General features: G+C 47.4%; 12 protein-coding genes. 4 read left to right on the forward strand and 8 right to left on the reverse strand.

The features are described 5' to 3' along the window. The first annotated feature begins 284 nt into the window (after positions 1-284). Positions 285-806 carry an Imm49 family immunity protein gene (locus BLS65_RS03595; protein WP_139180945.1) on the forward strand — a complete coding sequence of 174 codons (522 nt, stop codon included), beginning with the start codon at positions 285-287 and terminating at the stop codon, positions 804-806. Between the two features lie 385 nt (positions 807-1,191). On the opposite strand, the gene hydF is transcribed toward BLS65_RS03595, so the two are convergent. The 3 genes from hydF to BLS65_RS03610 all read right to left on the reverse strand — a co-directional run bounded on the left by hydF (position 1,192) and on the right by BLS65_RS03610 (position 4,642). Continuing rightward, positions 1,192-2,418 carry a [FeFe] hydrogenase H-cluster maturation GTPase HydF gene (gene hydF, locus BLS65_RS03600; protein WP_092436096.1) on the reverse strand — a complete coding sequence of 409 codons (1,227 nt, stop codon included), beginning with the start codon at positions 2,416-2,418 and terminating at the stop codon, positions 1,192-1,194. A 131-nt stretch (positions 2,419-2,549) separates the two neighbouring features. Further along, positions 2,550-3,716 carry a sigma-54-dependent transcriptional regulator gene (locus BLS65_RS03605; protein ID WP_092435949.1) on the reverse strand — a complete coding sequence of 389 codons (1,167 nt, stop codon included), beginning with the start codon at positions 3,714-3,716 and terminating at the stop codon, positions 2,550-2,552. 2 nt (positions 3,717-3,718) lie between these two features. Further along, positions 3,719-4,642, reverse strand: a complete 924-nt coding sequence (locus BLS65_RS03610; RefSeq protein ID WP_092435951.1) for a Ppx/GppA phosphatase family protein — start codon at positions 4,640-4,642, stop codon at positions 3,719-3,721. Positions 4,643-4,886: 244 nt separating this feature from the next. Here BLS65_RS03610 and BLS65_RS03615 point away from each other — a divergent pair, with 244 nt between their 5' ends. From BLS65_RS03615 to BLS65_RS03625, 3 genes are all read left to right on the forward strand, one after another. Next, the gene (locus BLS65_RS03615; RefSeq protein WP_092435953.1) at positions 4,887-5,408 is read left to right on the forward strand and encodes an RNA polymerase sigma factor; all 522 of its coding nucleotides are present in this window, start codon (positions 4,887-4,889) and stop codon (positions 5,406-5,408) included. Further along, complete coding sequence (locus BLS65_RS03620; protein ID WP_092435955.1) at positions 5,398-5,976, forward strand: hypothetical protein; 579 nt, start codon at positions 5,398-5,400, stop codon at positions 5,974-5,976. Before BLS65_RS03615 ends, BLS65_RS03620 begins: the two co-directional genes overlap by 11 nt. 82 nt (positions 5,977-6,058) lie before the next feature. Then, entirely contained in the window at positions 6,059-7,042 is a 984-nt protein-coding gene (locus BLS65_RS03625; protein WP_092435957.1) for a polysaccharide deacetylase family protein, read from the forward strand. A 42-nt stretch (positions 7,043-7,084) separates the two neighbouring features. Here BLS65_RS03625 and BLS65_RS03630 read toward each other — a convergent pair whose 3' ends face one another. The 5 genes from BLS65_RS03630 to BLS65_RS17920 all read right to left on the reverse strand — a co-directional run bounded on the left by BLS65_RS03630 (position 7,085) and on the right by BLS65_RS17920 (position 15,241). Beyond that, positions 7,085-9,007: a M1 family metallopeptidase gene (locus tag BLS65_RS03630; protein WP_092435960.1), complete on the reverse strand. Its 1,923-nt coding sequence runs from the start codon at positions 9,005-9,007 to the stop codon at positions 7,085-7,087. Positions 9,008-9,192: 185 nt separating this feature from the next. Beyond that, entirely contained in the window at positions 9,193-10,785 is a 1,593-nt protein-coding gene (locus BLS65_RS03635; RefSeq protein ID WP_092435962.1) for an Ig-like domain-containing protein, read from the reverse strand. 227 nt (positions 10,786-11,012) lie between these two features. Then, positions 11,013-13,340 carry a penicillin-binding protein 1C gene (pbpC, locus tag BLS65_RS03640; protein ID WP_092435964.1) on the reverse strand — a complete coding sequence of 776 codons (2,328 nt, stop codon included), beginning with the start codon at positions 13,338-13,340 and terminating at the stop codon, positions 11,013-11,015. A 270-nt stretch (positions 13,341-13,610) separates the two neighbouring features. Beyond that, on the reverse strand, positions 13,611-14,726 hold the full coding sequence (locus tag BLS65_RS03645; protein WP_092435965.1) for a methyl-accepting chemotaxis protein: 1,116 nt from the start codon (positions 14,724-14,726) through the stop codon (positions 13,611-13,613). A gap of 200 nt (positions 14,727-14,926) precedes the next feature. Continuing rightward, on the reverse strand, positions 14,927-15,241 hold the full coding sequence (locus BLS65_RS17920) for a hypothetical protein (protein ID WP_125869758.1): 315 nt from the start codon (positions 15,239-15,241) through the stop codon (positions 14,927-14,929). Positions 15,242-15,470 lie beyond the last annotated feature (229 nt).

The following is a 15,470-nucleotide window of genomic DNA, read 5'->3' on the forward strand; positions in this document are numbered from 1 at the left end:
AAGTTGCAAACCATAGGGGGAGCGAAAAACGGAAGAAGTGACGCAAAGAAGGGCTATGTCGAACCAAAAAAATGGCAAAATATCCACCAAGCAAACCTAAATACGCTAAGATTTAAAACCTAGCAATCGACCTGCGGATTTAAGGTTTAAATTCTTTTTTTGAAGAAAATAATATTAATAAAGCAAAGCAATACTTCTACAACTGTGGTTTGCTTGATGCATATTGTGTAATTAACTATCAAGATAGGCTATTCGATTACGATATCCATTCAATTGGCTATGCAATGCTATCGGATAATTTGCCTTTTATAAAAGATGTTTTTGCAAAACTTACCTACAGTGGTTTTTATTACGAAGATAAAACGTATCAGAAAATTCCTGTAACCATGGAAGATAATGTATTGCAAGGCGAAGGTGCGATTTTCACTCACACCATGCAACAGTTTTTATTAGGTAATAATGCCCTTGTTGAAAGAAATTTGGAAATTATGGAAAGGGTTTATTTCAGCAAGTCTCACGAAAATAGCACCATGCAATACGACGTAAATTATTTTCGCGCTTTATATCTAAATGATGTATCAAAATGTGAGAGAATATTGAATGACATGGTTAGCCCAAAAATTCACCAGAAAAGAAACGATGATGCACTTTTGAAGAAATATATATCAATGCCTGCTTTAGGTTATGCCAAATTAGCCTGGCTTAAGGGTGTCGAAGTTGAAGTAAAGTCTAAACTAATACCAAAGGAACTGCTGCCAATTTCTCCATTAGAAAAATATGAAATACCGTATGATTTTCTGAAGTAAATTAATAAAACCCCGCTCTCGCGCGAACATGCTGGTCGTGCCTTGCAGGCCTAGGACAATGCAACAAAACAGGCGCTTTGCAGCAATCTTGCATAACCGCAGCCTAGCCCCGCCGAAAAGGCGGGCCCGCCTTTTTGGCGGGGGCGAGGCAGGCTATGCTGCCCAAACTGTAAACTTGCCAAGCGCTTATAGCCAAAGGCTGCTGTAGCTGGACGAAACGTCCTGAATACCTATCGTTCACTTATTGAGGCTGCGCAGCTGCAACCAGCGTTCAACTATTTTGCTACATTTACATCTGCCGTGGCTTGTATGGCACGGAAGAGGAATCAGTCCACGCGAGGATTCGGCCTATTCTAAGTAGCCTCGGTTTTGTAAGGTTAATCTGCTACAAATACTCCTTCGGATTCGATTGCTGCTGGGTGAATGGGGCAATGGCCCGGTTGTAGATTCCTTGCACGTAGGCAATGGCCATGCCATAGTTGGTTATAGGGATGCCGGCCTCAATGGCAGGCTGCAGCCTGTTGAATATTTGCTTGCGGGTAATCATACAGCCACCGCACTGAATAACCAGCGCATAGTCGGTAATGTTGGGTAACTGGTCGAGGCCGGTAACTACTTTAAACTCTAGTTTCTTTCCGGTGTATTTGTTCAGCCAGTTGGGGATTTTAAACCTTCCAATGTCGTCGCATGAAACGTGATGCGTGCAGCTTTCCAGTATCAGTATTTTGTCGCCATCGCGGAGCTCGGAAATCTTTGGGGTTCCTAGCAGGTAGTTGTCAAAATCGCCCTTAAGCCGTGCCAGCAGCGTGCTAAAACTGGTGAGGGGAATCTCGTGCGGAATGGCGGCATCGGCCTTGTTGAAAACCTGGCTGTCAGTAACTGCCAGTGCTGGTCTTATCCCCGTTTTCTTCAGGAAATTTACAACTTCGTTTTCCTTTAACACAATAGCCACTGCATCGTTGTCGAGCACATCGCGGATGGCCTGAACTTGAGGGAGGATCATCCTTCCGGCGGGTGCTTCTGTGTCGATGGGGGTGATGAGCAATACAATGTCGCCGGCCACAATTAAATCACCCATAAGCGATGGGTTTGCGTAGCTGCGCTCGGGAATCGTCTCTTTTATAGCCGTGATTAGCGGTTCGAGCCCTTCTTTTTTGAAGGCGCTTAGGGCCACCACCGGCGATTTGAAGCGCTCCTTTAGCTGCGCCGCAAATTCGGGCAACAACGGCTCCCGGTCGCTATGGTTGTGGACTATCACATAGGGGGTTTCATATTTGGCAAACTCTTCTATTAGGTGCTCCTCATTCTCGTCGAGGGTATTATTGGTGATAACCAGTAGGGCTAAATCCACGTGCTTAATGGATTCCTTCGTTTTCTGAATGCGCAGTTGACCCAGCTCACCCACATCATCAATCCCGGCTGTGTCAACCAGCACTACGGGGCCAAAGTCGAGGATTTCGAGCGTTTTTTTTACCGGATCGGTAGTAGTTCCTGCAATATCAGAGACAATGGCCACATCCTGGCCAGTTATAAAGTTTATGGTGGCACTCTTTCCGGAGTTGCGCTTGCCGTAAATACCAATATGTGGGAATGATGCTTTTCCTTTTGGCATAATTTTTTTTGTAAAGATAAAGGATGTTCGGGGAGAATTGTTCACGATTAATGCTAAAACCGGTTTTTGTGTTGTAAATCCGTGTGTCTTACCGTAGGCACGGCACGTTAAAACATGGGGATTAGTTCACCCTATCCAAACGAAGCCGTGGCAAACATTTTAACGTCCGCTAAGCTAATTTCGGGACCACTGAGGATTATTAATCGTTCCACCACATTTTTTAACTCCCGAATATTTCCGCGCCATTGGTGTTCTTGGAGTTCTGCCATTGCCTCAACTGAAATGTTTTTGCGGGCTACCCCTAGTTCGGTGCAGAGCTGCGTAAGAAAGTGATTTACCAGTAGTGGAATGTCTTCTGTGCGCTCGTTTAGCGAAGGGACCTTTATCACGATAACGCTAAGGCGGTGGTATAGGTCTTCGCGGAAGTTGCCCGCCTCAATTTCATTGAGTAGGTTCTTGTTGGTTGCGGCTATTACCCGAACGCTGACATCGATATCCTTATCGCCCCCAACTCGGGTAATTTTATTCTCCTGCAATACGCGTAAAACCTTAGCTTGGGCCGAAAGGCTCATGTCGCCAATTTCGTCTAAGAAGATAGTTCCTCCATCGGCCTGCTCAAACTTACCCTTGCGCTGCTTAATGGCCGTAGTAAAAGCCCCCTTCTCATGTCCAAATAGTTCGCTCTCTATCAGTTCCGACGGGATGGCTGCGCAGTTTACTTCAACAAAATGGGATGCTGCGCGGCTGCTGAGCTCGTGCAGCTGGCGAGCTACCAACTCTTTTCCGGTACCGTTGCTGCCGGTTATGAGTACGCGGGCATCGGTGGCTGCAACCTTCTGAATAAACTCTTTTACCTGATTAATGGCTACTGAATTTCCAACCATTTCGTAGGTTGGACTCAGCTGCTTGCGAAGCATGCGCGTCTCCTGCAGCAGCTTGCACTTATCTGTTGCATTGCGCACGGTCACCAATATGCGGTTGAGATCGAGTGGTTTCTCCAGAAAATCAAACGCTCCCTTCTTAATTGCATCCACGGCAGTGTCGATATTTCCGTGGCCGGAGATCATCACTACAGGCATTTCGGGGTGAGTGCGGGTAGCCTCTTGCAAAACCTCTATTCCATCGAGGCCGGGCATTTTCACATCAAGAAAAACTAGGTCGAATCCGTTGTTTCGCAGGTGCTCGAGGCCCTCTTCGCCGGTTGCAGCAATCTCAACTTCGTGCTTTTCGTATTCGAGAATATCTTTAAGCGTATTTCTAATGCTTCGCTCGTCGTCTATTATCAGTATTCTTGCCATGGTTATTTCAAATGGTGATGAACAATATCCCAAACTGCACCTTCTTTCAGTGCGTAGCACGACTGTACCATGTGGGTGATACCAATCTTCTCAATAACTAATCGGGTAAAGATGCTTGCCAGCACAATCATCTCCACGCGCATTGGTTCCATTCCTGGCATCGTCAATCGCTCCTCCATATTGGATTTTAGCAGTTGCTTGTGCAGTTGAAGGTAGTCTTTAATCTCTATTTTAAAGGAAGGTGGTTTGCAGGGGTCTTCTCCCTTGGTAAGCACCGAGCGATAGGTGTCGAAACTGCCTGATGAACCAACAAGCACTTTAGGCATATGGGTTGCAGCCGCATCGAAAAGTAGCTGTAACTCTTTTTCGAGATACTCTTCAACACGCGCTACCTCATCGGCTGTAATAGGGTCGGATGGGGTGAATTTGTCCAGAAGTCGAGATATGCCAAGAGGGAAGCTATGCTTGAAAAAAATCTCTTTGTGGTTGGCGATTATAAGCTCATTACTGCCACCGCCAATATCCATGATTAAATGCTTCTGGCTCGAAAGATCAACGGCTTGGGCAACGCCGTGATAGATTAATTCCGCTTCGCGATTGCCGGTAATAATCTCCACCTGCACGTTGTAATTTTCCTTTATCAGGTTAATGAAATTGTTGCTGTTGGTGGCGTTGCGAATGGCTGAGGTTCCGTAGGCGTAGATATTGTCAACACCCATGTGGGTGATAATCTGCATATGCGCTTCAATGGCTTTCAACCCACGTTCAATAGCATCGGGCAGAATGGTCTTATTATTTATTCCCCCTTTGCCTAGCTGCACGGCATGCTTGGCGCTCATTTCTATAGTAAATGACTTGTTGTCGTTTACATTAGCGATAAGCAAGTTGAATGTATTTGTTCCGAGGTCGATAACGGCTATGCGCATAAAATCAGTTGAGGTAATCCTTTTGCAAATATCGTGCAATAAATCTACTAAACAGAATCGTGTTTGAATACTGTTCTACTTGCTCTGTTTATTCGAAATTGGTATGCTAAAGTTAATCAATAAACCTCTGTTTTGTTAGGGCGTGGATTGTTAATTCTTTATCAAACTAAAATATTTTGCCCACTTTTGTAACAGTTGCGAGTAACAATCAACTAATATAGCAGATTCAACAAAAAAGTCTTCGATGAAGGAGAGGGAAAAGGTCTTTAAGGAGTTGATCTCGGACAATGAGCATAAGATTCGCCGAGTTTGCTCCTACTATGCACATTCGGAGGAGGATCGGAAGGATCTTTATCAGGAGATTTTAATCAACGTTTGGAAGAGTTTTGAAACATTTCGGGGCGATTCGGCCGTGGGTACCTGGCTTTATAGGGTTGCATTAAATACTGCGTTAGGGTTTTCGGGGAAGGAGTTTAAGCGGTTACGCTTCAATGTCGATTTTGATTCTACCCGTCTGAACAACCTAGGGTGCGAGGATAAGGCCAGTGACGCAATGGTGCTGGAGCACAAGTTTGCGCTCCTTCAGAATAGGATGAACCAGCTCTCGGTAATTGATAAGGCCATAATTTCGCTGGTAATGGAAGGCTTGCCCATGCGCGAGATTGCCGATGTAATTGGACTTACCGAACCCAATGTAAGGGTGAAGGTGCACAGAATTAAAGAATCGCTACGCGAAGATTTAAAGGGAGGTGACTATGACTGCTAAGGATATAATGAAGATATGTGAAGGTGAATCCATCGCCAATATCGATGAATTTGTTACAAAAATGAAGCGTGAGGACGCCCATAACCTTGGGATTGCCAAGAAATTGTATGTGGTCTACTTTTTGGGAACATTCCTCTACGGTGGTTTATTCGTTTTAAGCATCATGGCGGGGGATGGATTTTGGAAAGCCTTTTCGTGGTTCCTGTTCACGCTGGCCTTTGTAGTTTGCGCCGTAGTTTTTCGAATGAGTAAGACTTTATACAACAGGGTTGATTACTCGGTTTCGGTGATAGAGATGTTGCGGCAAGCAAGGTTTCGGTATCGTTTTTGGCAACCTATGGTATGGTTAGCCCTCCTTGGGGTTTTGCTCGTGGATATCGGTGCCAGCATCAACATGTCTTTTCATATGGAAATGGGCTGGAGCATGTGGACAAATATTGGAGTAATCAATCTGTTTCTAGTTCCTCTTTTTCTTGGTGCCTTCTTTTTTGGATGGAGAAAGTGGAAAAAGCGCAGCAAACCCATATACGACTATGCCTCCGAAGTGCTAAAGGATGCCGAGCAGTAAGCTAAATAAATGAAAGGGAGGATGCTCCCTTTCGCTTGCTAGTGAAACTGGGTTATCTTTGCATCCTAATTTAAAACGGATTATGAAGGGGAAGTATATCTTAGTACTGGCGTTAGTGCTCACCACCTCCGCTACTCTTTCTGCACAGGTGGTTACCATCGCACGCTATAAGGAGTATAATGGGTATGCCGTTTCCCAACAAGGAGATTCGCTCCTCATTTTGCGTTCTTTTCTTGAGAATAGTATTCGCAAGTATTTGTTAATTAATTCTTACACCCTTCGGACGACAATAGTTGAAGAGGAAGGATTGATGACCACGCGGCTTAAGCGACCCCTGCTGGTGGAGTTGTTTCGTAATACTCCATATATTAAAGCACTAAAGGTAGCCGAATACACCTCCGATAAAGTAACCAATGCCGGCGTAAGGCGATTTCAACGTATAACGGGAGGCGTGGATCTCACCATCGACCTTTGCCCCTCCAAGCTGCCTCTCGATCGTGAATTTTTTGTTGAAATGGTGAAGAGCCTTAGTATGGTGCAAAAACCGGTACCCATGGCCATCTCGGTAACCGGTACTTGGATGAAGGGGCACCCTTCCGATTTTGTATGGTTGCTCGATCGGGTTAAGGCTGGCGAGATTGATATTACGTGGATAAACCACTCCTATAGCCATCGGTTCAATATAGACCTTCCTCTTAAGGAGAATTTCTTGCTCGAAAAGGGCACTAACCTTCGATCGGAGATTCTAAGGACAGAAATTACCATGCTCGAACATGGCGTTATTCCCTCTCCTTTTTTTCGATTCCCGGGGTTGATTTCCGATAAGGCGGTGTTTGATGCCGTGCTCTCCTATGGCCTTATTCCCATCGGGACCGATGCGTGGCTTGCTAAACGGCAATTTGCTAAAATGGGCAGCATTGTTTTGGTGCATGCCAACGGCAACGAACCGCTTGGACTCAAGAAGTTTCAAAAGTTGCTCGAGACTCAGCGCGACAGCATTCTTGCAGGAAAATGGATGCTGTTCGATCTTAGGGAGAGCATGGCCACTGAACCGGTTAATAAATAGTTAACCGCCCTAGAGTCGAGACGTGGTATCGTTACGGCTTTACTATTCTTTCACCATTTTAAAGTTGGTTGCAACTCTCTCGTGGGTTATTGTTCCTAAGTAGATGCCCTTAATCCAGTTGGAGGTGCTGATTTCCTGCCTCTCCTTACCTAGCGTGGTGCGGTAAGCTATTCTACCCGAAAGATCGTGGATGACCAGCGCCGCTCCAACCATCGTTGGGTTAACTTCAACAATAAAATCATCCTTGGCAGGATTGGGGAAAACCCTTACCTGCGATAGTCGGGTATTCTCGTTTATGTCTACCGGTGCTCCATTTCGTTTAATAAGCAGCTCGTTTTGTGGATCGAGCACAATGGTGGTAGGAGCGCCTCCCGTTTTTACCTTAAATTCTTGGTTGTTCGCGGTCCATACAAGTGTTGTATCCGTTACAACTCCATTGGTGGTGAAGCGCACATCCATGCTCATACGGAAGAAGGGCGTGGCTACGTTGCTGGCTGTTTGTTTTAGTGTTAGCGCTACTGTATCGTTGGCGTACTTGTAGGTAGATGATACCGTTGGATATCCCTTTCCGTAGTACCATTGGTCGAAAAACCAGGTGTAATCTTTTCCAGTGTAGGTATTAATCGTATTCAGAACATCCATGCCAGTAGCCGTGCTGTGTCCGAAAGTGTTTAGGAATAGACGTAGCGATCCGTAGAACTTCTCGTCGTTATCGATCTCTTTCCTCAGCATATGAATGATAACCGCCCCTTTCTTGTAGCTGAGCGTGTAGCTGAAAATTCTGCTTTCACTGTTAATTTCTGTTATGGGGATATACACACTGCCGTTGGGTTCCTGAAGGGCATATTGCCTAGCCTCTGTCATCCAATTTGAGGCAGCCACTGTTTGGTTGTTGTTTTCAAGATAGATGTATTCGAGGTAGGAGGCAAAGCCCTCGTTTACCCAAATGTCTTGCCAATTGGCGCAGGTAACATAATCGCCAAACCATTGGTGTGCCAATTCGTGGGCAATAAGGGTATACCCAAAACTGCTGAGCGTGGTAAGTGTTTGGTGTTCCATGCCGCCACCAATGGGTGCCATAACGTGGCCATATTTTTCGTTCTTGAATGGATATGGAACAAAGAGCTGAGAGTATAGTTCTACCATTCCGGGTGTTGCATCAATTGCCGTCTTATTGCTTTCGAGGCAGCCCGCTGTGCTGTAAACAAAGTGTTGGATAGGCATTGTTGTCCCGTCGATGGAGGCCGAGTTGTTGTACTGCGTATAGTTGCCAACGGTCATCGAAAGGAGATAGTAATCGATGGGGTAGTAGGTTTGCCATTCGAATCGCTTCTTGCTATTTCCCATGTCGGTAACCTTTTTAAGAAGCCCGTTTGATGCGGCAGTAAGGGTCGAAGGAACGGTAAGCCAAACGTAGGCAGAGTCGGCCTTGTCGGTAAGGTCTTGCTTTACCGGAAACCATTCGTAGGCGTGGTACGATTCCGATAGGGTCCAGAGGATGGTTTGGCTCCAACTGTTGTCTCTTGTGCTTTGTATACCTTCAAGACCCGTTGGCGTTCCCGAGTAGGTTACCTTTACTGTGGCGTATTCGTTTTGGGCAATGGGAGTATTCGGGGTTATTCTCAATTCGTCGCCGCTGCGGCTAAATGTGGCAGCCTGTTGGTTTACCACTACCGCCGAAACGGCAAGTTGGCTGGTGAGTTGCAGCACAATAAGCGAAAGGCTTGCAACCTTCGATTGCATTTTAATGGTCGTGCTTCCTGCAAGTGTCGTGGATGTATTTGTAACCGAAAGGTCGATATGGTAGAACTTTACATCGTAGTTGGCCATATCCGAAAGCTGCCGGGTAGATGGCTTTTGCCCACTTTGGCTAAACATTGGCATACTTCGTTGGGCGAAAACCTCAGTGTTTGCTGAGAGGGCCGAGGCGGCAATGGCAAAAACGGTGAGTATCTTTTTTATCATGGTTGGTTGGTTTTAGCGGAACCTAAAGTAGCGGATTTTATATAAAGTACAATACGTCTTATTGCAACACCTTTCTGGGTTCGAAAACCATGCAGAGGTCCACCCCAAGCCAGTAGTTCCTAGCAAAAAAAAGAGCAGTGCGTATTGCACTGCTCGTTTTTCTATAATGTGAACTGATACTCTAGTTATCTTCCAGCAACCATCAGCTTCATTGCAATGCCGTTTACTTTCACCATGTACACACCCGGTTGTAGGTGGCTGATGTTTATTGGTTGGGCGGGTGCTAGGGTTTGGGCTAGCATTAGCTGCCCTGTGGTGCTGTATACTTCCACCAAAGTAGGTATCTCAACACCCTTAATGAATACCTCGGCCATAGCCGGGTTGGGGTATAGCCCCAAGGTAGTGGCTGTTTCAGTTTCCACGCCAGTGGTGGAGGTTACCGTAACCACACAGTTGGCCTCGTAACCTCCGTCCTCCGTTTTAGCAGTAATGGTTGCGGTACCAGCGCTCCCTCCGGTAACCAATCCGTTGTTATTCACGGTAGCAATGGCGGTGTTGGCACTGCTCCATACTACCCCCTTGTAGGTAGAGTTGTCTGGCTTTACTGTAGCGGTTAGGGTAATGGTTTTGCCAGTTTCTACGGTTGCGGTAACTTTATTGAGTATTATCTCTGTGGCGAGTACTATAGGACTCCCGCATGTATAGATGCCTGTGGTGGGGATAATGCTATTATCATCGTAATTCACCACCCAACCTTTGGCCGTAGCATTGCTAGTATTGCTGGCCAGTACAAAGGCGTTGTTAGCATCAGTGCTGTTATAGGCGGGGCGTATAATTGCATTATCTGCTGCGGCGCGGAAGGGTAGGCTGCAGTAGAGGGCATCGATAGCTGCGGTATTGAGTGGATTTGCGTAGCAGTATATTTTTGTCAACTCTGTATTCTTGGAAACATCCAGTGCGGTAAGTTTGTTGCCGTCGCAGAGTAGGTATGTCAGCGCGGTGTTCGTGGACACATCCAGCGCGGTAAGTTGGTTGCTTCCGCACCATAGGGATGACAGTGCAGTGTTCTTGGACACATCAAGTGCGGTAAGTTGGTTGCCGTCGCATTCTAGGCCTGTCAGTGCGGTGTTCGTGGACACATCCAGCGCGGTAAGTTGGTTGCTGTGGCACCATAGGGTTGTCAGTGCAGTGTTCTTGGACACATCCAGCGAGGTAAGCTTGTTGCTTCCGCAGCCTAGGTCTGTCAGTGCGGTGTTCGTGCACACATCCAGCGTGGTAAGTTGGTTGTAACTGTAGTATAGGGTTGTCAGTGCGGTGTTCGTGGACACATCCAGCGTGGTAAGTTGGTTGTAACTGCAGTATAGGCCTGTCAGTGCGGTGTTCTTGGACACATCAAGTGCGGTAAGTTGGTTGCCGTCGCATTCTAGGCCTGTCAGTGCGGTGTTCGTGGACACATCCAGCGCGGTTAACTTTTCTTTATTCCACTCACAGTTGAAAAATGTGATGGCTCCATACACCTTTATAATAGTTCCGGTGGCGGTGTAGGTATTGTATATACTTCCTGTGCCAATATTAATAGTAGTGTAGGTGCCGGGGGTGGTTTCTACCCATGCAGGGGTGTTGTTCGCGGCAGCAGCCATCCTAAATGTTATGGTGGCGTTGTTGGTAACGGTAAGGGTTATCACCGGAGTGCCAGCAGGGGGCGTGGTTTGCGCTTCGGCAGTAATTGTTACTATAAGCAGCAATGCTAGGGTGGTAAGCTTGTAGAGTATTTTCATCGGGAAATAGTTAGTGTATTCAGTTTTAAAGTTATTCTTATTTATTTAATCTGGAACTTTTGAGCCGCCAAATATACGGTAGTTTTTTGGTTGCAAGATTCAACTCACAAATGCAACTTGGCTCAATCTCTTTCGTTGTCACATAATTGAATCTTTTGTCCTGCTGCTGCGTTTGTGTTGCAAGTCTTTCATGAGTATGTTTTGGCTGAATGCATTGTTTTGTAATCCTATCTTTTCCCAATTATCTCAATCCATATGGCATACGATTCGCCCTTGTCGTCCACCAGCAGGAGCAGGTGCTTGCCAACCTCGGCTTCCACCTCAAGGTCGTGCGTGCCGGTGGTTTTACCAATGAACTTGTCGTCGAGATGCCAGAAGATAGTGGCGGTGCTGCTGCGGTGCGATGCTCTCCAAATGGTTTTGGTGCGTGTACCGTCGGCCTGAAATGGGAGGTATAGCTTGGTTCCGGGGTAGGGGTAAATTAGTCCAATGGGGTGGTTGGAGGTGAGGTTGTCCTGACATCCGGGCATGTAGTTGGGCAGCGGTTGGTAGTCGCTGTGCGATTTTCGGTAGAAATATTCCTGCACGGGAGGTAGCACAAACCAGCTGCGGGTAACCATCTCTGCAACCGCCACGCAGCGGTCGGTGACGCGGAAGTGTTCGCTCTTGTCGAGGTGTATGGTGGTGTGATAGGGGCACACCTTGGTAAGGTTGGCCACATCGGGTATGGTTTGCACGGCAGTTTCGGGGCAATTCATCCCAGCAATATGGCCGCTTTTTAGGCATATCTTTACCGACTTCATGTCGAAAATTGGTTCGGTAAACCACTCCGAGGTTGGCATCAGCGCAAAGATATCGAACATAACCGGAGCAGCGTACCCAACACCGGTGAGGCCGGGCCTTCCTTCACCGTCAGCGTTGCCCACCCATATGCCCACGGCATACTTTGGGGTTACACCAATGGCCCAAGCATCGCGCGAGCCAAAGCTGGTTCCTGTTTTCCATCCAACTTTTTGGGGGGAGAAGAAGTAGCGCCAAGTTCCCTCCTCCTCGGGGCGGTGAACCTCGGTAATGGCGTTCAGCGTAAACCAAATGGAGGCTGGTGATATTCTTGCGGTTGAGGCATTAAGTGTGGGAGCAACTTCGTTCTCCCTCGAATAGGATACGGATAGGCTATCGTTGTAAGGTTTTAGCAACTTATGGGCGAATGAACCATAGATGGATGTTAGCTCAAGCAGCTTGCCCTCGGCACCTCCAAGAATAATGGAGAGCCCGTAGTAGGAGGCTGGCTTACGGAGCGTTGTCATGCCCATGTCCTTGAGCTGTTGGTTGAACTTCTCGATGCCATAGCTGCGCAGCATCATCACGCTGGGTACATTGAGGGAGCGAGCCAGCACTTGGTTGGCGGGCACTACTCCCTCGTAACTCTTGGAGTAGTTGGCTGGGCTGTAACCCGAAATGGAGATGGGAATATCGTTTACCAACATCTGCGGCAACAGCATTCCCTCGTTGAGCATGGAGGCGTAGAGTAGGGGTTTCAGAATGCTGCCGTAGCTCCGCTCGGAGTTGAGGATATCCACTCTTCCGCCGTTTTGTGCCCCTTCCACGGGGGTGTTTCCAACATAGGCAAGCACTTCGCCGGTTTTAATGTCGAGGACAACAGCGGCGGCGTTGTTTATGCCATTGGCCTTGTATATGTTGAAGTAGCGGGCAATCGTCTGCGATACGCGCTTTTGTAGGTTAAGGTCGATGGTGGAGTGAATGCGCTTACCCTTCATATTCTCCGAAACGGATCGGGCCAGCAGGTGCGATGCTAAATCGGGAAGCGGATGCGGAATCCCCGGAACAGGTTCTTCCATGGCCAGCGAGCAGGTTTCTGCATCAATAATGCCTTCGTGCTGCATCTGCTTCAGTAGCATGTTGCGCTTGGCTATCAGTCGCTCTTGATTCTTTCCGGGATAGATAAGTGATGGAGCGTTGGGCAGTACTGCCAACGTGGCTGCCTCGGCCCAGCTGAGGTTTTCGGGTGGAATGCCAAAGTAGCGCCAAGCGGCTGCTTCAATCCCCACTACATTTCCGCCGAAGGGCGCATGGGAAGCATAGAGACGAAGGATGTGTGCCTTGCTAAAGACTAGTTCGGTGCGTAGGGCAATCACCGATTCTATTAGTTTCTCTAGGATATTTCGACCTTTTCCCTTGCGTGCAATGCGCACCAGCTGCATGGTGATGGTGCTTCCACCGCTTACCACTTTGTGCTGCTTTATATTTTGCACCAAGGCTCGCCCAATGGAAATAGGGTTTATGCCGGGATGGTGAAAGAAGTGTTTATCCTCGAAGCAGGTTACTGCCTTAATGTAGCGCAAGGGTAGACTGTCGCTCTCGGGAAAGCGCCACTGTCCATCTTGTGCCACACGCGCTCCAAGCAACTCATCGTTGCGGGCTAGCAGTACTGTAGAATTTGGGTCGTGAAAGCGGGCCGGACGAATGGCTATAAATGCCAGTAGTAGAACTAAAGTGGCAATAACCCATCGCCTCTTGAAAAAGGATAAGCGCATTTTGTGTGCAGAGGTTAAATCAGGCTGCAAGGTAGGGTTTCAAAAAGAATTTATACGGAAGTTAAACTGAAATAAACGGAAGTTATCGGAATGATAGAAAGTCAACGAAGGTTGAAGAGCGGGCTCGCGAATTGGAATTTAGAGAAGGCAAAGGATTTAAAGAAGTTATAGGATAAGGGTGTCTGTTTTTGGGAGATATTAAAAGAGCCCAACCCCTTTCGCGATTGGACTTTCTTAGTTGAATTGGCATATTGTCACATCGTTGAACCCCTATACCTTAAAGAACTGAATGGAGTCCAGCAGCGTTTCGGCATGCTCCCGTAAACTGTCGGCCGCGTTTACCAGCTCTTCGGCAGTGCGCGACGAATCCTGCGATTGATTATTCACTTGGTTTATTGCCATGTGAATTTGCTTAGTGCCGTGGCTTTGCTCTGCACTAGCAGCGCTAATCTCCTTTACCAACTGGGTAGTTTTCTCGATTTGGGGAAGCACCAGGGTAAGGTTTTTCATGGCCAAAGAGGAAACGTCGACGCCCTGCTTGGATAATTTTGTGATTTCGTCGGCCGCCAGGCGACTTCGCTCGGCGAGCTTTCGCACCTCGGCGGCTACTACGGCAAATCCACGTCCCGATTCACCGGCCCGCGCAGCCTCTACCGCCGCGTTAAGTGCGAGAATATTTGTTTGAAAGGCTATGTCCGAAATCACAAGCACTTTTTCTGATATGTTATGGGTATAGTTGAGCGCCGAGGTTATGGTGGTGTTGCTCTCGTTCAACTTGAGGGAAGCATTTACCGCTAGTGTCTCTGTCTCCTTTGCGTTGGAGGCGTTTTGCGAAATAAAGGTGGACATATCCTCCATGCTGCTGGAGAGCTCTTCAATGGCGGCCGACTGCGACGAGGTGCTATCCGATAGGCTGGCCGCGTAGCTGGATAGGTCGGCGCTCATGGTTGTAACGCTGCTGGCGCAGCTGTTGATGCCGGTAACTACGGTGCGAATCTCCTCCTGCAGCAGCTTTACCGAGTGCGCAATCTGGCCCACCTCGTTGTTGAGGTCGAGGGTCGATTGGCTAATGGTAACCCGAAGGTTGCCCTCCGATATCCGTTTTATTTTCTCGTTTAGCTCCTTTATGGGCTTCTGAATAATCGCCTTTGCCACACGATTCACGCTCACCAGCCATACTAAGCATACAGGAACGGCCCACGAAACATGTATAAACCCTTTGTTACCCACAACGAATGCTACAATGGCACAACCCATAGAGGCAATAAATACGGTAAGTGCGGTAGACTGGATCACCGTTTTTCGGTAAAGAAACCACACAACGGCGTATCCGAATGGAAGAAGAACAAAAACTACAAAGAGGGCGAATTTTAATACTGGATCCATTTTGTTATACTCTTTAAGGTTAGGGCACTAAAGAATTGAGCAAATTGGGTCAACTATTGCTGAACAAATAAACTGAGTTCAACCGCAGAAAAAGCCAAGTTCAAAGATATTATTATTCGTTTGAGAAGCACCATAAGGGTTTATTATTTTTAGCAGCAATGAGAGTAGGTTGTTATTGTATGAGCATTCGATAGAATTATCTAGTGATATGGTTGTTGCACGGTGCTATACCTCCGTTGCCTCTTGCTTTTTTCAGAAGAAAGAAACGTTAGCAATACATGAATGGGAAAAACAGAATGAGGAGCCATAACTCCCCGGAGTGTGGAGTAGTAACTCCCCGGAGTAGGGAGTAGTAACTCCCCGGAGTAGGGAGTAGTAACTCCCCAGAGTAGGGAGTAGTAACTCCCCGGAGTAGGGAGTAGTAACTCCCCAGAGTAGGGAGTAGTAACTCCCCGGAGTAGGGAGTAGTAACTCCCCGGAGCAGGGAGTAGTAACGCTCGATAGTGTGGCCACATAACACCCGACAGTATGGCCACATAACGCTCGACAGTATGGCCACATAACGCCCGATAGTGTGAATAGAACATCCATTAAGCCATAATGTGACACACATGTTGAATAGTCAGGGTGCGACTAGTATGCGGACGAGAAGAAGTCGTGCCCTGACTCTGGTTTAATAACGGATATGCGATTGCGGCGCAGGGTTGGTTAGCCTCATTTGCCTCCAGTTGGTGTGTGCGCCGC

It is taken from the genome of Williamwhitmania taraxaci, from assembly GCF_900096565.1.
In the GTDB taxonomy this organism is placed as follows: Bacteria; Bacteroidota; Bacteroidia; order Bacteroidales; family Williamwhitmaniaceae; genus Williamwhitmania; species Williamwhitmania taraxaci.